Origin of the sequence: Pseudomonas sp. 1928-m (genome assembly GCF_029269135.1) — a bacterium.
Taxonomy (GTDB): Bacteria; Pseudomonadota; Gammaproteobacteria; order Pseudomonadales; family Pseudomonadaceae; genus Aquipseudomonas.
Genome location: NZ_JARIXO010000001.1, coordinates 1,309,446 through 1,326,723 on the forward strand (window position 1 = coordinate 1,309,446; position 17,278 = coordinate 1,326,723).

Annotated in this window: 19 protein-coding genes; 11 read left to right on the forward strand and 8 right to left on the reverse strand. The window is 62.0% G+C overall.

The features are described 5' to 3' along the window. The first annotated feature begins 132 nt into the window (after positions 1 to 132). On the forward strand, positions 133 to 1,155 hold the full coding sequence (locus P3C18_RS05810; protein WP_275960905.1) for a Glu/Leu/Phe/Val dehydrogenase dimerization domain-containing protein: 1,023 nt from the start codon (positions 133 to 135) through the stop codon (positions 1,153 to 1,155). Between the two features lie 214 nt (positions 1,156 to 1,369). Here the strand turns inward: P3C18_RS05810 and P3C18_RS05815 are convergent, their stop codons facing one another. Further along, positions 1,370 to 1,630 carry a YebG family protein gene (locus tag P3C18_RS05815; RefSeq protein WP_275960906.1) on the reverse strand — a complete coding sequence of 87 codons (261 nt, stop codon included), beginning with the start codon at positions 1,628 to 1,630 and terminating at the stop codon, positions 1,370 to 1,372. A 268-nt stretch (positions 1,631 to 1,898) separates the two neighbouring features. On the opposite strand from P3C18_RS05815, the gene P3C18_RS05820 reads away from it, so the two are divergent. Further along, entirely contained in the window at positions 1,899 to 2,405 is a 507-nt protein-coding gene (locus tag P3C18_RS05820; protein WP_275960907.1) for a phosphate-starvation-inducible protein PsiE, read from the forward strand. Between the two features lie 13 nt (positions 2,406 to 2,418). On the opposite strand, the gene P3C18_RS05825 is transcribed toward P3C18_RS05820, so the two are convergent. The 7 genes from P3C18_RS05825 to P3C18_RS05855 all read right to left on the reverse strand — a co-directional run bounded on the left by P3C18_RS05825 (position 2,419) and on the right by P3C18_RS05855 (position 10,686). After that, positions 2,419 to 5,055, reverse strand: coding sequence for a DEAD/DEAH box helicase (locus P3C18_RS05825; protein ID WP_275960909.1), 2,637 nt, complete (start codon positions 5,053 to 5,055; stop codon positions 2,419 to 2,421). 175 nt (positions 5,056 to 5,230) lie between these two features. Beyond that, positions 5,231 to 6,109, reverse strand: a complete 879-nt coding sequence (locus tag P3C18_RS05830) for an AraC family transcriptional regulator (protein ID WP_275960910.1) — start codon at positions 6,107 to 6,109, stop codon at positions 5,231 to 5,233. 86 nt (positions 6,110 to 6,195) lie between these two features. Then, positions 6,196 to 6,951, reverse strand: coding sequence for a transporter substrate-binding domain-containing protein (locus P3C18_RS05835; RefSeq protein ID WP_275960911.1), 756 nt, complete (start codon positions 6,949 to 6,951; stop codon positions 6,196 to 6,198). A 268-nt stretch (positions 6,952 to 7,219) separates the two neighbouring features. Then, positions 7,220 to 7,453: a thioredoxin family protein gene (locus tag P3C18_RS05840; RefSeq protein WP_275960912.1), complete on the reverse strand. Its 234-nt coding sequence runs from the start codon at positions 7,451 to 7,453 to the stop codon at positions 7,220 to 7,222. 15 nt (positions 7,454 to 7,468) lie between these two features. Next, positions 7,469 to 8,473, reverse strand: coding sequence for a permease (locus P3C18_RS05845; RefSeq protein ID WP_275960913.1), 1,005 nt, complete (start codon positions 8,471 to 8,473; stop codon positions 7,469 to 7,471). Between the two features lie 8 nt (positions 8,474 to 8,481). Beyond that, entirely contained in the window at positions 8,482 to 9,561 is a 1,080-nt protein-coding gene (gene arsB / locus P3C18_RS05850; protein ID WP_275960914.1) for an ACR3 family arsenite efflux transporter, read from the reverse strand. A gap of 51 nt (positions 9,562 to 9,612) precedes the next feature. Next, positions 9,613 to 10,686, reverse strand: coding sequence for an ArsO family NAD(P)H-dependent flavin-containing monooxygenase (locus P3C18_RS05855; RefSeq protein WP_275960915.1), 1,074 nt, complete (start codon positions 10,684 to 10,686; stop codon positions 9,613 to 9,615). Between the two features lie 114 nt (positions 10,687 to 10,800). Here P3C18_RS05855 and P3C18_RS05860 point away from each other — a divergent pair, with 114 nt between their 5' ends. The 9 genes from P3C18_RS05860 to P3C18_RS05900 all read left to right on the forward strand — a co-directional run bounded on the left by P3C18_RS05860 (position 10,801) and on the right by P3C18_RS05900 (position 17,212). Further along, positions 10,801 to 11,229, forward strand: a complete 429-nt coding sequence (locus P3C18_RS05860; protein ID WP_275960916.1) for an arsenate reductase ArsC — start codon at positions 10,801 to 10,803, stop codon at positions 11,227 to 11,229. After that, on the forward strand, positions 11,222 to 11,578 hold the full coding sequence (locus tag P3C18_RS05865; protein ID WP_275960917.1) for a metalloregulator ArsR/SmtB family transcription factor: 357 nt from the start codon (positions 11,222 to 11,224) through the stop codon (positions 11,576 to 11,578). The genes P3C18_RS05860 and P3C18_RS05865 overlap by 8 nt, the downstream gene beginning before the upstream one ends. A gap of 20 nt (positions 11,579 to 11,598) precedes the next feature. After that, complete coding sequence (locus P3C18_RS05870) at positions 11,599 to 12,069, forward strand: arsenate reductase ArsC (RefSeq protein WP_275960918.1); 471 nt, start codon at positions 11,599 to 11,601, stop codon at positions 12,067 to 12,069. Positions 12,070 to 12,083: 14 nt separating this feature from the next. Continuing rightward, positions 12,084 to 12,794, forward strand: coding sequence for an arsenical resistance protein ArsH (gene arsH, locus P3C18_RS05875; protein ID WP_275960919.1), 711 nt, complete (start codon positions 12,084 to 12,086; stop codon positions 12,792 to 12,794). 18 nt (positions 12,795 to 12,812) lie between these two features. Further along, positions 12,813 to 13,307: a cyclin-dependent kinase inhibitor 3 family protein gene (locus tag P3C18_RS05880; RefSeq protein ID WP_275960920.1), complete on the forward strand. Its 495-nt coding sequence runs from the start codon at positions 12,813 to 12,815 to the stop codon at positions 13,305 to 13,307. A 1-nt stretch (position 13,308) separates the two neighbouring features. Further along, complete coding sequence (locus P3C18_RS05885) at positions 13,309 to 13,641, forward strand: YnfA family protein (RefSeq protein ID WP_211287190.1); 333 nt, start codon at positions 13,309 to 13,311, stop codon at positions 13,639 to 13,641. A gap of 24 nt (positions 13,642 to 13,665) precedes the next feature. Next, positions 13,666 to 14,670 (forward strand): ArsJ-associated glyceraldehyde-3-phosphate dehydrogenase, encoded by a 1,005-nt coding sequence (locus P3C18_RS05890; protein ID WP_275960921.1) that lies wholly within the window; start codon positions 13,666 to 13,668, stop codon positions 14,668 to 14,670. A 167-nt stretch (positions 14,671 to 14,837) separates the two neighbouring features. After that, positions 14,838 to 16,070 (forward strand): organoarsenical effux MFS transporter ArsJ, encoded by a 1,233-nt coding sequence (gene arsJ, locus P3C18_RS05895; protein ID WP_275960922.1) that lies wholly within the window; start codon positions 14,838 to 14,840, stop codon positions 16,068 to 16,070. 242 nt (positions 16,071 to 16,312) lie between these two features. Beyond that, positions 16,313 to 17,212, forward strand: coding sequence for a DMT family transporter (locus P3C18_RS05900; protein WP_275960923.1), 900 nt, complete (start codon positions 16,313 to 16,315; stop codon positions 17,210 to 17,212). Positions 17,213 to 17,278: the final 66 nt, after the last annotated feature.

Sequence of the window (17,278 nt, forward strand, 5' to 3'; positions counted from 1 at the left end):
GGCTTTGTAGTCAAGCGCCGGGGCTTCGTCCAGTGGATTGTTATGCGGGCGCCGGGCCGCAACTGACCACTGGGCGGGTGCCGGCAGCGCCACTGCCTATACTGAGTGGCAAATCAGTACGGGAGCCACAGCATGTTCGCCATGATGGAAACCGCCCGGCTGGAGTCGTTGCACTTCGCCGTGGACCCGCTGACTGGCCTGCAGGCCATTATCGCCATCCACAACAGTCGCCTCGGTCCCGCGCTGGGCGGCTGTCGTTATTTACCCTACGCCGACAGCCAAAGCGCCATTGAGGATGTGCTGCGCCTGGCCAAGGGTATGAGCTACAAGGCGGCGCTGGCCGGCCTGCAACAAGGCGGCGGCAAGGCGGTGATTATTCGTCCCGCGCATGTCGACAATCGCGGCGCGCTGTTTGAAGCCTTCGGGCGATTTATCGAAACTCTTAACGGCCACTACATCACCGCCATGGACAGCGGTACCTCCAGCGTCGATATGGACTGCATTGCCCAGCACACCCAGCATGTCACCAGCACCACGGCCGAAGGCGATCCGTCGCCGCACACGGCGTTGGGGGTGTTTACCGGTATTCGCGCCACCGCCCTGGCTCGCCTCGGCAGTGACAACCTGGAAGGCTTGCGGGTGGCGATTCAGGGTTTGGGCAATGTCGGTTATGCGCTGGCCGAGCAACTGCATGCCGCTGGCGCCGAGCTGCTGGTCAGCGATCTGGACCAAGGCCGCGTGCAACTGGCGGTTGAACAACTGGGCGCGCGGCCGGTGGCCAGCGAGGCCTTGCTCGGCACTCCCTGCGACATCCTTGCGCCGTGCGGGCTGGGCGGTGTGCTGAACCACACAACAGTCGGCCAGCTACGCTGCTCGGCGGTGGCGGGGGCGGCAAACAATCAACTGGCCAGTGCCGATATCTCCGACAGCCTGCAGGCGCGGGGGATTCTCTATGCACCGGATTATGTGATCAATGCAGGCGGCCTGATCTACGTGGCGCTGAAGCATCAGGGCGAGCCGCTGCCAGCGATCACCGCGCACCTGACACAGATCAGCCGGCGCCTGACCGAAATCTTCGGCCATGCTCAGGCCGACAAGCGTTCGCCAGCGCGGGTCGCCGATGCCATTGCTGAACGTTTGCTCTATGGCTCTTGAGCACTCCCCGATCTGCTGCGCGTCGGCCCTGCTGCGTTAAAAACAGGCTCGGAATGCTCATGTACAAAAGTACACTCCGCTTCCTCGCCTATTTTTGCCTTGCATGGCTCTAGCTCGCGAGATCTCAAATACAGTCTGAGGATGTGATGCCTGTGTGGCGTTATAAATGCAAAACCCCAGTCACTGACTGGGGTTTTGTTTATCGCTGCTGGCGTTACTCGGCAGCGGGCTCGCTCAGTTCACTCAAGGCGTCTGGCTGGTTCTTGAACGCCTTGGCGAAGATGTCACGGTTCTTCGCCATATAAATCCCCAGCTCTTCACCCTGGGCTTCATTCAGCGATGGCACGGCTTTTTGCAGCACCTCGGTGAGCAACTCGGCCAGTTCGAGCATTTTGTCATGACGGTCGGCTTCGGCTTTATCCATGAATAAACGCTCCAAATCCCGGCTGCTGCGGTACACCACTTCGACGGCCATTCATCACCTCTACGCCTTCACGCTGATAGGTTGCAATAAACTGTTTATTTGTACAGTGGTTGCGAGCATAAAGAACTCGCCTGCATTTGGCCAGCAGCAATTGCCATGCCGGCTAACAACATAGCCGATTCTTCAGGATGCAACAGCCAGTCGCCAGCATGGCGCGGCGGTTGCAGGTGCTTTTTCGCCCGCAGCAAGCTTCTTCTACTGACACTGTTAGATGATGGCGCGCGGTGCTGTCGTCATTTTCGATCTTCTAGGAGCTTTTATGGGTAAGCCAAACTGGGCCGAGCTGATGCGCGAGCGCATGCATGGGCTCGCGGAATCGCTGGGCAATTTGTTGATGGAGGCGTTCCACTACCTGGCGCTGTTCGCCATCGGCGCCATCACCGCCTGGGCCGCGATCATGGCCTTTCTCGGCATGCTGGAGAAGGGCCATATAACCGTCGATGACATCCTGCTGCTGTTTATCTACCTCGAGTTGGCGGCGATGGTGGGGATCTATTTCAAGACCAACCACATGCCGATCCGCTTCATGATCTATGTGGCGATTACCGCGCTGACCCGTCTGATGATTTCCGATATCTCGCACAACCATAAACCCGATATGGGCGTGGTGATGGTCTCCGGGGCCATTCTGTTGCTGGCGCTGGCGATCTTTGTGGTGCGCTATGCCTCCTCGCGCTTCCCTGCGGTGCAGGCCGGCGGTGCGCGGAAAAAGACCAATGCGGCGGATGAAGCGGCGGAGCGTGATGATGCGCAGAGCGATGACTGAGGCGTAGGGCTGATCAGTCGCTTAGCGGGGCAAACAGCGCCTGCAGGTCATCTTCGCTGAGCTGCAGCTGGGTCTGGCTGCCGCCTTCCAGCACGCCGCGGGCCAGGTTGGCTTTGGCCTGCTGCAGCTGCTGGATCTTCTCTTCCACGCTGCCACGGGCGATCAGTTTGTAGACGAACACCGGCTTGTCCTGGCCGATGCGGTAGGCGCGGTCGCTGGCCTGGGCTTCGGCGGCGGGGTTCCACCAGGGGTCGAAGTGGATCACCGTATCGGCGGCGGTCAGGTTCAGGCCTGAGCCACCGGCTTTCAGGCTGATCAGGAAGATCGGCAGCTCGCCAGCCTGGAACTGCTGTACCGGGGTGCGGCGGTCCTGGGTGCTGCCGGTGAGCTTGGCGTAGGGAATGTTGCGCGCCTTCAGTTCGGCTTCGATCAACGCCAGCATCGAGGTGAACTGTGAGAACAGCAGCACCCGCCGGCCTTCGGCAAACAACTCTTCAAGCATTTCCAGCAGGCCGCTGAGCTTGCCGGAGTCCGCACTGGTCAGGTTGCTGTCGCCTTCCTCACCGAGTAGGCGCAGGTCGCAGCAGGCCTGGCGCAGGCGCAGTAGCGCTTCGAGAATCACGATCTGACTGCGCGCCAAACCCTGGCGGGCGATTTCCGCGCGGACCTTCTGGTCCATGGCCAGGCGCAGTGTTTCGTAGCGGTCGCGCTGCGCTGCGCTGAGTTCGACCCAGTGGGTGATTTCGGTTTTCGGCGGCAGCTCGCTGGCCACCTGTTCCTTGGTGCGGCGCAGGATAAAGGGCTTGATCCGCCCGGTCAGGTGGGTCAGGCGCTGCTGGTTAGCGTTCTTTTCAATCTGCGTGCGGTAGTCGCGGGTAAAGCTTTTGCTGTCACCCAGCCAGCCGGGCATCAGAAAGTTAAACAGCGACCACAGCTCGCCCAGGTGATTTTCCAGCGGCGTGCCGGTCAGGCACAGGCGTTGTCCGGCCTGCAGTTGCCCTGCGGCGACGGCAGCCTTGCTGCGTGGGTTCTTGATGTTCTGCGCTTCATCGAGAATCAGCAGGCGGTAGCGGTAGGCGGCCAGCGCCTTGAGATCGCGCGGCAGCAGGGCGTAGGTGGTGAGGATGATCTGGTGCTCGTCGATCTGCTTGAACAGCGCGCGGCGCTTCGGCCCGTGCAGGGCCAGAACCTTGAGCTGCGGGGTGAAGCGCGCGGCTTCATCCTGCCAGTTGGGAATCAGGCTGGTGGGCATGACGATCAGCGCCGGCTGCTGCAAACGTCCGGCGTTGAACTCGCAGAGGATATGCCCGAGGGTCTGCAGGGTTTTGCCCAGGCCCATGTCATCGGCCAGCAGGCCGCCGACTTCCAGCTCAGCCAGGCCCTGCATCCAGGCTAGGCCTTGCAGTTGGTAGGGTCGCAGTTCCGCGAGCAAGCCGGCTGGCGCTTGCAGGGTATTGCTGTCCAGTTGTTGCAGGCGTTGGGCGAACTCGCGCAACTGGTTGCCGCCTTGCCAGCTGATTGCCGGGCCTTCTTGCAGGTGATTCAGCCGCGCGGCATCCAGGCGCGATAGGCGTAGGCGCTGGCTGGACTCGCCCGGCTCGCGTACGAACAGCTCGCCTAGGGTCGCCAGCAGCGGTTTCAGTCGCGCCAGCGGCAGGGCCACACGCTTGTGGTTATGCGGCAGGCTGACCAGCAGCACCTCATCGTCATCGCGCTTGTTCAGCGCTTCGCCGTTGAGCAGCCAGGGTGCGCGGCGGATGGCCTGCAGCAGAATTGGCAGCAGGCTGATGCGCTGGCCTTCGACCTCGATACCCAGCTCCAGATCGAACCAGTTCTGCTCGGGGTCTTCCTCGACTTCGGCGTACCAGTCATCGACTGGCGTCAGGTTGAACTGGAAGTCCGGCTGCATGCGGATCTGCCAGCCTTCCTCGCGCAGCAGCGGCAATTGCTCGCGGACAAACTGCAGCCAGGCAGCTTCATTGGGTTGTTCATAGGCTTCGCCGGCGCTTTCCGGCAGGGCTTCGCTCTGCCGCAGTGCCACTTGCAGGCCGGTCTGTTCCAAGCGTTTGCGCAGCTGGGTTTCTGCGCTGATGTCACGCACGATGCGCAGGCTGTGCTGGGCGCTCTGCTTGATCAGCAGGTCCTTGCCCTGTTTGCCAGATGCCAGGTGGCCCTGGTAATCGAAGGCCAATGCGGCGCGGTGCTGGGTTTGTTCCTGCATGCGGCCTTTGCGCGCATCGAAGTGCACGCGCACCAGGCTGCCGAGGCTCAGTACCGGGCTCGGCTGCAGGTTTTCCAGGCACTCTTCGCGGGCCTGCGGGCTGCTGACGATCAGCGGCGAGAGGTCGACGCCTTGTTCCTGCTGGGCTTGCAGGGTGAGCAGGGCGCTGGCCACGTGTTTGCAGTTGAAGCCCACCGGGCAGCTGCAATGGCCGGTCACGCCCCAGCCCTGGCCGTAATGATGCAGGGTGATGCGCTGTTGATAGGTTTGCGCACCGGAGCCTCGGCAGCTGGCCAGCAGGGTGCTGTCCTTGAGGCTGAGCAAACGGCTGCGACCCTGTGCGGCATAACCCTGGCCGCGCTGCAGATCGCCCACGCCGAATTCCGCGCGCCAGTCTTCCTGGCGTAGATGCAGGATATCGAGGGCCATCAGTGGCACCGGGCTGGCGAGTGGATGAATCGTGGCATGGGCAGCTTTCTCGAAGGCAGCCGATGATTCTTGCACAGCCAGCGTGGGATTAGCAGGCTGTTTTCAGGTTCAGGGGGCGCAAGCTGCGTTGCCTGATAGGCGGGTATGCGGCGGGCTGATTCTGCTTGGCGTGGGGTCAGGGGCGTTGCAGGGCAGCGCGGTATTGCCCTGGCGTGGTGCTGAATGCCTGGCGGAAGCGATTGTTGAAGTGGCTGGCGCTGGCAAAGCCGCAGGCCAGGGCCACTTCAGCCAATGGCAGGGTGCTGTGTTGCAGCAGTTGCTGGCCATGGCGCAGGCGCTGGGCCAGCACATAACGGTGCGGTGGCAGGCCGAAGCTGAGCTGGAACATCCGGGCGAAGTGGTATTCGGAGAGCGCGCATACGCTGGCCAACTGGCCCAGGCTGAGCGCTTCACTGAGGTTGGCCTGGATAAACTCGCGTACCCGTCGGCGTTGGCTGGGCGCCAGACCGCCGCTCAGGCGCAGGCCTTCGCGGCGGCCGACCTGGGACAGCAGGGCGTGGTTGATCAGGCCATGGGCCAGGCTGCTGCTGAGCAGGCGTTCGGCCGGCTCGAACCAATCCAGCTGGCTGAGCTGGCGAAAGCGCTGGGCCTGCTGTGGGTCGTCGAGAAAGGTGCCTTCGCGCAGTTCCAGTTCCCGTGGTTCACGGTCCAGCAGATTGACGGCCGCCAGGGCGAACTGCTCCTGGCTGATATACAGATGGGCCAGCTGGATTTCACCGTTGATCACCCATTCCGACTGATGCCCGGCCGGGAGGATGCACAGCTTGTCCGGCGCGCCTTTGCTGTGCGGGCTCTCGCGGCGGAAGGTGCCGGTGCCGCCGGCCAGGTAGCAGGACAGCGTGTGATGGCTGGGCGCCTGATAGTCGCGCGCATCATGGCGGTTGCTCCACACGGCCGCCGCCAGCCCATCGCCCAGCTCGGCACTGCGGTGCAGGCGGGTGTTGGGCGAGCTGTGCATGCTCTGGAAAACCTGTAGGTGCTCAAGTTGCGACATAAATCCTCCGTCGCCCCATGCTACGCCTGGCCTGCCGGCGTGCCAGCCCCCACAGGTGGAAAAGCGCAAGATTATGCAAGGCGTGGCTATTTATAGCTGTCGAGAATTTCCAGGTAGCGCGGCTGTTGCTTGAGGGCGTTCAGGCTGTTCTGCAGACGGGTGAGCTGCACCGCGTCGGTGTCCAGACTGAAGGCGTAATACATGGCGCTTTCCTTGAGCACATGCACCGGGGTGAAGTCGTGGCTGTGCATGTCCAGGTTGCGGATAAACCAGTAGGCGGTGGTTTCGTCGTAGGCCCACAGGTCGATGCGGCTGTTGTGCAGCAGGTTGGCCAGCTGAATCGCGCTGGCAGATATCTGCAGCTGATGGTCTTTGATGCCCAGGCTGTTAAGCAGGTGATGGCCGACATCATCGCGAATCACTCCGATGCGCTGCGCGCTGAGGTCGGCCGGTTGCTTGATCTGTATCTGGCGATCGCTGCGCGCCAGCAGCACGATGCGGCTGGGCATGATCGGCCCGACCCATTTGAACTGCGGGCCGCGCTCCTCGGTGCGGGTCATGGAAAACAGCATCACCCCTGGCCCTTTGCGCGCCATTTGATAACCGCGCGCCCAGGGCAGTGAGCGAATATCCCGGCGCGCGATGGGCAGCCCGGCGCTGGCGGCCGCCTCCAGCAGAATGTCCACGGTAATGCCACGGGCGATGCCGCTTTCGGTGTAGTTATAGGGCGGGAATTCTTCGGTGATGAAGTCCAGCGACTCCCACTTGGCTTCGGCATGCAGCGTCGAGCTGAGGAAACACCAGAAAACAAACGCAAGCGCGTTGCCAAGGCGAGAAGACATGCGGCGTACCTCAGGCTACAGCTACCGGCAAGGCCGGGTGGCTCAGGCAGTGTGCGGGTGCGCATGGGTTAGCGGCACCCTGTATTGACGCTAGCCTGCCGGGCATAGGCTGTCGACTCGCCACATATACCGCTCTGTATGGTTATGTGCGGGCTTGCGAGTGAATGGCTATTAACTGCTGGATGGACGGAGCAGGTAGGCCAATCCCTTACCTGCTTTATAGGCACCTTGGCTCGCCATGGTGGGCAAAGGTGCTGCGGGTTACAGCTCAGGCGCTGAGCAGTTTTTCCACTTCGCCGACTGTCAGCACCTTGCCGACTGATACCACCTTGTCGTCAATCGCCAGGGCGGGTGTCGACATCACGCCATGGGCGGCGATTTCGGCGAAGTCGGTGACCTTGAGCACCTGAGCTTCGCGGCCCAGATTGGCCAGGGCGGCTTGGGTGTTCTCTGTCAGGGTGATGCACTTCTTGCAGCCGGAACCGAGGATTTTGATGATCATGGCGTGCTCCATTAGTCAGATAAACAGGTAGGTGAACGCGTTAAACAGATAGCCAATCAGCACAATGCCAACGGTCACGATGCCGAAGAACAAGGCCAGCAGCGGTGCCTTGACCACCTTCTTGAGCATGATCAGTGAGGGCAGCGACAGCGCGGTAACGGCCATCATAAAGGCCAGCGCCGTACCCAGGCCGATGCCCTTGGCGACCAGCGCTTCGGCAATCGGCAGGGTGCCGAAAATATCGGCATACATCGGTACGCCGACCAGGGTGGCCAGCGGCACCGACCACCAGTTGTCCTGCCCCAGCAGCGCTTCGATCCAGTCCGCTGGAATCCAGTTGTGGATGGCCGCGCCAATGCCCACGCCAATCAGTACATAGAGCCAGACCCGGCGGAAAATATCGCTGACCTGGGCCCAGGCGAACGCTGCCCGGTCACGCCGCGTCAGTTCGGCCTGGGGTATGTCGAGTACCGGGTTGTGCATGACAAAGGCTTCGACGTAGCGCTCCATCTTCGCCCGGCCAATCAGCGTCCCGCCCAGCACCGCCAGCACCAGGCCGATCAGCACGTAGGCGATGGCAATCGACCAGTTGAAGATGCTCGCCAGCAGAATCACCGAGGCCAGATCCACCAACGGCGAGGAGATCAGAAAGGCGAAGGTCACCCCCAGCGGCAGGCCGGAACTGGTAAAGCCGATAAACAGCGGAATCGACGAGCAGGAGCAAAAGGGCGTAATGGTGCCGAGCAGCGCGCCGGTGAGTTTGGCCTTGAAGCCGCTCATGTCACCGAGAATGCGCCGCGTGCGTTCGGGCGGGAAATAGCTCTGCACCCAGGAAATGCTGAAGATCAGCACGGCCAGCAGGATGAAAATCTTGATCACGTCATAGATAAAGAAGTGCAGGCTGGCACCCACGCGGCTGCTCATGTCCAGGCCGAAGCCGTCCTCCAGCAGCGCACGCACCAGCCAAGCTAGCCAGTCCATGCGCAGCAGTTGGTCATTCAGCCATTTGAACAAGTCCATATCGGTCCTTAGGTGGTCGGCTGCGCGCGCTCGTACCAGCCCTTGCTGTTATTGACCATGCGCACCAGACAGAGCATTACCGGTACCTCGATTAGCACGCCGACCACCGTGGCCAGCGCTGCCCCGGAGTTGAAACCGTACAGCGCGATAGCCACCGCCACGGCGAGTTCGAAGAAGTTCGACGCACCGATCATCGCCGCCGGCCCGGCGATATCGTGGCGCACCTTGAGCTGGCGGCACATCCAGTAACCGAGTGCCGCGATAAACAGCGTTTGCAGCAGAATCGGCACCGCCAGCATGGCGATGATCAATGGCTGCGCGACGATGGTCTGGCCCTGGAAGGAGAACAGCAGCACCAGGGTGGCGAGCAAAGCGAGGATGGAGAACGGGCCGATGCGCGCCAGCATCGCTTGCAAGGCCGCATCACTCCGGCGCAGCAGGCGCGCGCGGATAAACTGGGCAATCGCCAGGGGGATGACGATATACATCACCACCGACAGCAGCAGGGTGTCCCACGGCACCGGGATCGACGATACGCCGAGCAGCAACGCGACGATGGGGGCGAAGGCGAACACCATTACCAGGTCGTTGATCGCCACCTGGGTCAGGGTGAAGTTGGCGTTGCCCTTACACAGGTTGCTCCAGACGAAGACCATGGCGGTGCAGGGCGCGGCGCCAAGCAGAATCAGCCCGGCCACGTAGCTGTCGAGCTGCTCGGCCGGCAGCCAGTCGGCGAACACATGGCGCAGAAACAGCCAGGCCATAAAGGCCATGGTGAACGGTTTGATCAGCCAGTTGATGCTCAGGGTCACGCCCAGGCCGGCGCGTTGCTGATAGACCTCGCCGATAGCGCGAAAGTCGATCTTCATCAGCATGGGGATGATCATCACCCAGATCAGTAATCCCACCGGGATATTCACCTGAGCAACTTCCAGCGCGCCCACCGCCTGCGCTGCTTCGGGGGCGAACAGGCCGAGCAGCGTGCCGCCGACAATGCAGAGAAAGACCCAGAGCGTCAGATAACGCTCGAAAAACCCCAGAGGGGCACCTGCGGCTTGTTTGCCGATCACTTCACACTGGCTGGACATTGCGGTTTCCTTGCAGCTGAACGCCGAGTCTAGCGGCGTTCGGGGTGTTTGCTATTGATCTATATCGCCCTGCAGGGCTTCTTCTATTTCGTTGACTGTGCTGCGCGCCGTGCGGGTGACGCCGATCAGGGTGGCCGAGGCTGCGCCTGTCCAATCGCCATAACCGACCAGCCACAGCCTGGGTTGCTTGCTGGCGCGGGTACCATCGACGGCAATCTTGCCATCGGCTTCCAGCACATCCAGGCCCTGCAGATGATCCAGTGCTGGGCGAAAGCCCGTGCACCAGATCACCGCATCCACCGCCTCGCGGCGGCCATCGGCCCACTCCACACCGTCTGCGGTAAAGCGCTGGAACAGCCGCTCGGCGACCAGCACGCCGCGCTCGCGGGCTTCACGTACCGGCTCGACAATCACGATATCGCCCAGGCCGCCCACTGGCTGATCGATCACACGGCCTTCCTGCTGCGCCTTCCAGAGCTCGGTGGCGCGCTCGAACAGCACCCGGCCATCGACTTCATCGGGCAGAAAGGCTGGCGGCTCTGGAGTGATCCACAGCGTCTCGGCAACCTGCGAGACCTCGGCGAGAATCTGCGCCCCGGAGTTGCCGCCGCCCACCACCAGCACGCGCTGGCCGGCAAAGGCTTGCGGGTTGCGGTAATGCGCCGAGTGCAGCTGCTGGCCGGCAAACTCCGCTTGGCCTGGGTAAGCCGGGATAAAGGGTTTGCTCCAGGTGCCAGTGGCGCTAACCAGGGCGCGGCAACGCCATTGCTGGTTGCCGGCCTGCACCACAAAGAGTTCACCCTGACGTGTCACCGAATCGACATGCACTGGTCGCACAATCGGCAGCTGATAACGTGCCTCGTACTGGGCGAGGTAGTCGATCACCGCATCGCGGTGCGGGTAGCCGGGGGCGGGATTGGGCATCTGCCAGCCGGCAATCGAACTCCAGGTGGCCGGGGAGAACAGTCGCAGCGAATCCCAGCCATGCTGCCAGGCGCCGCCGGGTTGCGCCTGATCATCCAGCAGCAAAAACGACAGCTGGGTGCGCCGCAGAAAATAGGCGGTGGCCAGGGCGGCCTGGCCGCCACCGATAATCAGAACATCCACAGGCTCTTGCGGGGTCATGCAATCGCTCCTTGGTTACCCGCTTGTGGCGAGTGGGGGTGTCAAGATATTCGGTTTACAAGATATATGGTTTTTAATATATTCGCCAAATCGAATTTTAATGGCGCTGCTGCAATGACATCGAAAATCCGCGTGTTATTTCTCTGCGTGGCCAACTCGGCCCGTTCGCAAATGGCCGAAGCCTTGCTACGCCATACCGACCCGGAGGGCTATGAGGTGTTCAGCGCCGGCACCCTACCTGATGAGGTTGACCGGCGTGCGCGCCTGGCGCTGGAGCAGTTGGGGGTTGCTAGCGATGGCCTGCGCAGCAAGTCGCTGGATGAGTTTGCCGGTGAGCGTTTCGATTACGTCATCACCCTGTGCGACAAGTCCGCCTTCGAGTGCAGCACCTTGCCGGGTGCCGGCGAGTACCTCGCCTGGAACTTCGCCGACCCGGCCACCAGCCAGCAGGCCAATGCCTACAAGCACACGCTTCACGAGATTCACGAACGCATCAAGATGTTCGTCTTGGTCAAGAGCAAACGCGGAGCCCCCGATGCTTGAACCTATAAGCCCTCTGACTGTTTTCAAATGCCTGGCCGATGAAACCCGCGCGCGCATGACCCTGCTGATCGCCGCCGAGGGTGAACTGTGCGTGTGCGAGCTGACCACTGCATTGGAAGACAGCCAGCCGAAGATTTCCCGCCACCTGGCGCAACTGCGCAGCTGCGGCCTGTTGGAAGACCAGCGCCGTGGTCAGTGGGTGTACTACCGCCTGCACCCGCAGCTGCCTGAGTGGACGCAGCAGATGCTGCAGGTGGTTGTGCAGGCCAATCAGCCTTGGCTGGCGGTTAATAGCGAGAAGCTGCAGAGCATGCGCAATCGTCCCGAGCGGCAGAACATCTGCGGCTGAGTCCGCTATCAAGGAATGCCATGAACGTCCTGTTTCTCTGCACTGCCAACAGCTGTCGCAGCATCCTTTCCGAGGCGCTGTTCAACCACCTGGCGCCCGCCGGTATGCGCGCCTACAGCGCCGGCAGCCAGCCCAAGGGCGAGGTGCATCCGCAGGCCTTGGCGGCCTTGCGCCGCGCTGGTGTGGCCACTGCTGGGCTGAGCAGCAAAGGCACTGAAGCACACGCCGAACTGGCGCCGCAGCTGGTGATTACCGTGTGCGACAAGGCCGCTGGCGATGCCTGCCCAGTGTTCTTCGGGCCCGCGCTCAAGGGGCATTGGGGCTTGGCTGATCCATCTGAATTGACCGGCACGCCCGCGCAGATCGACGCCGCTTTCGATGCCTGCGTGACGCTTATCCAGGCTCGCCTCAAGGCCTTCTTCGCGGCCCAGCCGACCACCCTCAGTCGCGAGGCGCTGCAGGCCGAGTTGCGCCGTATCGCCAGCCTCTGACGCCAGGAGCTTCTATGTACCCCGAACTGCCGAATATCGACCCCGAGCTGCTTGATCTGCCGGATCACGAGCAACTGGCCAAACCGCCCGTCACACACAAGCCACGCATTCTGCTGCTGTATGGCTCCAACCGCGCACGCTCCTACAGCCGTCTGCTGACTGAAGAAGCCGCACGCCTGCTTGAGCAGTTCGGCGCCGAAGCGCGGATCTTCAACCCCAGCGGCCTGCCGCTGCCGGACGACGCCCCCGAGGATCACCCCAAGGTGCAGGAGCTGCGCGAGCTGGTGCTGTGGAGTGAGGGCATGGTCTGGTGCTCGCCGGAGCGCCATGGCGCGATGACCGGGGTGTTCAAAGCGCAGATCGACTGGATTCCCCTGAGCATGGGTGCTGTGCGCCCGACCCAGGGCAAGACCCTGGCGCTGATGCAGGTCAGCGGCGGCTCGCAATCTTTCAATGCGCTGAACCAGATGCGCGTGCTGGGGCGTTGGATGCGCATGTTCACCATCCCCAATCAGTCTTCGGTGGCCAAGGCCTTTCTCGAATTTGACGACGCCGGGCGGATGAAGCCTTCGGCCTATTACGACCGCGTGGTTGACGTGATGGAGGAGCTGGTCAAGTTCACCCTGCTGCTGCGCGGCCAGGCGGACTATCTGGTGGACCGCTACTCCGAGCGCAAGGAGTCGGCCGAGCAGCTGAGCAAACGGGTCAATCAGGCTTCCATTTAATTCTCAGGATTACTTCGCATGTCCCATCCTTTTGACATTCTCAGCATTGCCAATCGCCCCGGTCGGTTGATCTTCACGCCTTGCCCTGGCACCCAGGACAGCAACATCGACAGCGCCTTGAACACCCTGAAACAGGCTGGCGCCGATGCGGTACTGACCCTGATGCCCTACGCCGAACTGGCGCATAACGCCGCTAGCGATTTGCCCGCGCTGTGCGCCGCGCAAGGTTTGCTCTGGCTGCATCTGCCGGTGGCCGACGAGCAGGTGCCGCAGGCGGATTTCGACGCCGCCTGGCCGGCTGCCATGGCGCAGATTGCTGAGCTGCTGGCAGCCGACAAGGCCGTGGCCATTCACTGCAAGGGCGGCTCCGGGCGCACCGGGCTGATTGCTGCACGCATCCTGATCGAGCTGGGTATTGAGCGCAGCGAGGCCGTTAGCCTGGTGCAGGCGCTACGGCCGAAAGCCATCCAACACCCAGCCCATGCGGGCTGGATCGCCCAGTTCGGCAACTGAGGTGAGCATGCTCAACACTCTGGGCCTGTTTGCCCTGACGGCGCTGGCCGAGATCATCGGCTGCTACCTGCCGTACCTGTGGCTCAAACAGGGCAAAAGCATCTGGCTGCTGGTGCCGGCCGCCGCCGCGCTGGCGCTGTTCGCCTGGCTGCTGACCCTGCACCCGACCGCTGCCGGGCGGGTGTATGCCGCTTACGGTGGGGTGTATGTGGCGATGGCAATTATCTGGCTGTGGCTGGTGGACGGTATCCGCCCGACCCATTGGGACCTGCTGGGCGCGGCTGTGGCCATGCTCGGTATGGCGATCATTATGTTTGCGCCGCGTAGCGCCTAATCACTTTGTAGAGGGAATTGGTTTATGGCTATCAAGGTAGGTATCAACGGTTTTGGTCGTATCGGTCGCCTGGCGCTGCGCGCTGCCTGGGGTTGGCCGGAACTGGAGTTTGTGCAGATCAACGACCCGGCCGGTGATGCGCCGACTCACGCTCATTTGCTGAATTTCGACTCGGTGCATGGTCGCTGGCCGCATGAGGCGAGCAGTGAGGGCGAGTACATCCTGATCGACGGAAAACGCATTCAGGTCACGGCCAACAAGACCATCGCCGATACCGACTGGAGCGGCTGCGATCTGGTGATCGAAGCCAGCGGCAAGATGAAAACTGTCGCTGTGCTGCAGGCGTACCTCGACCAAGGCGTGAAGCGCGTGGTGGTCTGCGCGCCGGTAAAAGAGCAGGGCGCGCTGAATATCGTCATGGGCGTTAACCAGCAGCTGTTCGACCCTGCGCAGCATCGCATCGTTACGGCGGCGTCCTGCACCACCAACTGTCTGGCCCCGGTGGTCAAGGTGATCCACGAACACCTCGGCATTCGCCACGGTTCGATCACCACCATCCACGATCTGACCAATACCCAGAGCATCCTCGATACCCCGCACAAGGATCTGCGCCGGGCCCGCGCTTCGGGTATGAGCCTAATCCCCACCAGCACCGGTTCGGCCACGGCGATTGCGGAAATTTTCCCCGAGCTGCGCGGCAAGCTCAATGGCCACGCGGTGCGCGTACCACTGGCCAATGCCTCGTTGACTGACTGCGTATTCGAGGTGGAACGCGCCACTTCGGTGGAGGAGGTCAACGCACTGCTTAAAGCTGCCGCTGATGGTCCGCTCAAGGGCATTCTCGGTTATGAGGAACGGCCGCTGGTGTCCATCGATTACCGCACCGACCCGCGCTCTTCGATTATTGATGCGCTGTCGACCATAGTGGTTAACGGCACCCAGGTGAAACTCTACGCCTGGTACGACAACGAATGGGGCTACGCCAATCGTGCCGTGGAGTTGGCGCGGTTGGTCGGCGCCGCGGATTGATCCGTAGGGCGGGCATCGCCAAACCTCGTAGGGTGGATGGCGCTTTATCCATCCACCGACAGCAATGGTGGATGAAAAAGGCGTCATCTACCCTACGGGTTACCTCGCTTAAAGATCGCCCTTTGGGGAGAGGCCAAAGGCACCGCGAATGATCAGGGAATAAACTCATGCACGCCTTATCCCGCCTAGCCCCCGAAGTGCGCCAATACCTGCTGGTCACCGGCAACTACTGGGCTTTCACCCTCACCGACGGCGCTTTGCGCATGTTGGTGGTGCTGCATTTCCACAGCCTGGGTTACACGCCGCTGCAGATCGCCGCGCTGTTTCTGTTCTATGAAATCTTCGGCGTGGTGACCAACCTGGTTGGCGGCTATCTGGGCGCGAGGCTGGGGCTTAATCGCACCATGAATATCGGCCTGGGTCTGCAGGTGGCGGCCTTGCTGATGCTCACCGTGCCGGCGGCCTGGCTGACGATTCCCTGGGTGATGGGCGCGCAGGCGTTGTCTGGTATCGCCAAAGACCTGAACAAGATGAGCGCGAAAAGCTCGATCAAGCTGCTGGTGCCGGACAGCCAGCAGGGCACCTTGTACAAGTGGGTGGCGATCCTTACTGGCTCGAAAAACGCGCTCAAGGGCGTGGGCTTCTTTATGGGCGGCGCGTTGCTGGCGCTGCTCGGCTTTACCGGTGCGGTATTGGCCATGGCCGCCGTGCTGGCGCTGATCTGGCTGGCCAGCCTATTGCTGCTGAAAAAGGACTTGGGCAAGGCCAAGGCCAAGGCCAAACCGAAGTTTCGCGACATTCTGTCCAAGAGCCGGGCGATCAATATTCTCTCAGCCGCACGCTTGTTCTTATTTGGCGCCCGCGATGTGTGGTTTGTCGTCGCGCTGCCGGTGTATCTGTCTAGCGTGTTTGGTTGGGATTTCTGGATGGTCGGCGGCTTTCTCGCCGCCTGGGTGATTGGCTACGGCATCGTCCAGTCCTTCGCCCCAGCCATCACCGGCAAGGCCAGCGGCCAGTTACCCGATGGCCGCGCGGCATTCGCCTGGGCTGCCGTGCTGGCCGGGTTGCCCGCCGCAATTGCCCTGGGTCTGAGCAGCGATTTGCCGGCGCAGTGGGTATTGCTCGGCGGGCTGATGCTGTTTGGTGCGCTGTTTGCGGTGAACTCCTCGCTGCACAGTTACCTGATCGTCAGCTACGCCAAGGAAGACGGCGTGTCGCTGGATGTCGGCTTCTATTACATGTCCAACGCCCTCGGCCGATTGATCGGCACGCTGCTCTCGGGCTGGGTCTATCAGGCCTATGGCTTGGAAGCCTGCCTGTGGGTGTCCTCGGGCTTTGTGCTGCTGGCGGCGTTGATCTCCATTGGGCTGCCTCGGCATTCAAGGGAAGGTGACAGGTAGGTTGGGTTGAGGCGCGCAGCGCAGAAGCCCAACGGTGCGTGCCAATTTCTGTTGGGCTTCGCTGCGCTCAACACCAACCTACCCCGCCCATAGCGCTCAATGGGTATTGCCATTTTTAACGTCGCGCAGCGACGGCCCGTAGGGTGGCCGCCAGGGATGGCAGGCCATAAAAGCGCAAGTTTGTGCAAGAACACTAGGCCTGATCAGGCGCAGACTCTCAACCATCTACTGGGAGTCTGTTGATGAATCTGTCGCTCTATCTGCTCACCGTCCTGATCTGGGGCACCACCTGGATCGCCCTCAAGCTGCAACTGGGCGAGGTGGCGATTGCTGCGTCCATCGCCTATCGCTTTGCCCTGGCGGCTGCCGTGCTGTTCGCCGTCCTGCTGCTTAGCGGCCGCCTGCAGAAGCTCGATAAGCGCGGCCAGCTGATCTGCCTGGCGCAGGGGCTGTGTCTGTTCTGTATCAACTTTATGTGTTTCTACACCGCCAGCCAGTGGATCCCTAGCGGCTTGGTGGCGGTGATCTTTTCCACTGCAACGCTGTGGAATGCGCTCAACGCGCGGCTGTTCTTCAAACAGCAGATCGCCGCCAATGTACTGGCCGGCGGCGCGCTGGGGCTGGGCGGTCTGGCCTTGCTGTTCTGGCCTGAGCTGGCCGGGCAGGAGGCCAGTCATGAAACCCTGCTGGGCATCGGTCTGGCATTGATTGGCACCCTGTGTTTCTCCGCCGGCAATATGCTCTCCAGCCTGCAACAGAAGGCCGGCCTCAAACCGCTGACCACCAATGCCTGGGGCATGCTGTATGGCGCGTTGATGCTGGTGGCGATCTGCCTGGTCAGCGGCACGCCGTTCGGCTTCGAGTGGAACACCCGTTATGTCGGCACCTTGCTGTACCTGGCCATCCCCGGTTCGGTGATCGGCTTTACCGCCTACCTGACCCTGGTTGGGCGTATGGGCCCGGAGCGCGCGGCCTACTGCACCGTGCTGTTCCCGGTGGTGGCACTGAATATCTCGGTGTTTGCCGAGGGCTATCAATGGACGGCTCCGGCGCTGTTCGGCCTGGTGCTGGTGATGCTGGGTAACGTGCTGGTTTTTCGTAAGCCCAAAGCCATGCCGATGGCAGTGGTGCGTGAGGCGTAGGGTGGATGACGCTTTTATCATCCACCATGGGATCGCAAGCGGTGGATGGGTGAAGCGTCATCCACC

Coding starts and splice junctions, on each gene's coding strand:
- P3C18_RS05810 (WP_275960905.1), top strand. CDS start 133: ATGTTCGCCATGATGGAAACCGCCCGGCTGGAGTCGTTGCACTTCGCC.
- P3C18_RS05815 (WP_275960906.1), bottom strand. CDS start 1,630: ATGGCCGTCGAAGTGGTGTACCGCAGCAGCCGGGATTTGGAGCGTTTA.
- P3C18_RS05820 (WP_275960907.1), top strand. CDS start 1,899: ATGGGTAAGCCAAACTGGGCCGAGCTGATGCGCGAGCGCATGCATGGG.
- P3C18_RS05825 (WP_275960909.1), bottom strand. CDS start 5,055: ATGGCCCTCGATATCCTGCATCTACGCCAGGAAGACTGGCGCGCGGAA.
- P3C18_RS05830 (WP_275960910.1), bottom strand. CDS start 6,109: ATGTCGCAACTTGAGCACCTACAGGTTTTCCAGAGCATGCACAGCTCG.
- P3C18_RS05835 (WP_275960911.1), bottom strand. CDS start 6,951: ATGTCTTCTCGCCTTGGCAACGCGCTTGCGTTTGTTTTCTGGTGTTTC.
- P3C18_RS05840 (WP_275960912.1), bottom strand. CDS start 7,453: ATGATCATCAAAATCCTCGGTTCCGGCTGCAAGAAGTGCATCACCCTG.
- P3C18_RS05845 (WP_275960913.1), bottom strand. CDS start 8,473: ATGGACTTGTTCAAATGGCTGAATGACCAACTGCTGCGCATGGACTGG.
- arsB (WP_275960914.1), bottom strand. CDS start 9,561: ATGTCCAGCCAGTGTGAAGTGATCGGCAAACAAGCCGCAGGTGCCCCT.
- P3C18_RS05855 (WP_275960915.1), bottom strand. CDS start 10,686: ATGACCCCGCAAGAGCCTGTGGATGTTCTGATTATCGGTGGCGGCCAG.
- P3C18_RS05860 (WP_275960916.1), top strand. CDS start 10,801: ATGACATCGAAAATCCGCGTGTTATTTCTCTGCGTGGCCAACTCGGCC.
- P3C18_RS05865 (WP_275960917.1), top strand. CDS start 11,222: ATGCTTGAACCTATAAGCCCTCTGACTGTTTTCAAATGCCTGGCCGAT.
- P3C18_RS05870 (WP_275960918.1), top strand. CDS start 11,599: ATGAACGTCCTGTTTCTCTGCACTGCCAACAGCTGTCGCAGCATCCTT.
- arsH (WP_275960919.1), top strand. CDS start 12,084: ATGTACCCCGAACTGCCGAATATCGACCCCGAGCTGCTTGATCTGCCG.
- P3C18_RS05880 (WP_275960920.1), top strand. CDS start 12,813: ATGTCCCATCCTTTTGACATTCTCAGCATTGCCAATCGCCCCGGTCGG.
- P3C18_RS05890 (WP_275960921.1), top strand. CDS start 13,666: ATGGCTATCAAGGTAGGTATCAACGGTTTTGGTCGTATCGGTCGCCTG.
- arsJ (WP_275960922.1), top strand. CDS start 14,838: ATGCACGCCTTATCCCGCCTAGCCCCCGAAGTGCGCCAATACCTGCTG.
- P3C18_RS05900 (WP_275960923.1), top strand. CDS start 16,313: ATGAATCTGTCGCTCTATCTGCTCACCGTCCTGATCTGGGGCACCACC.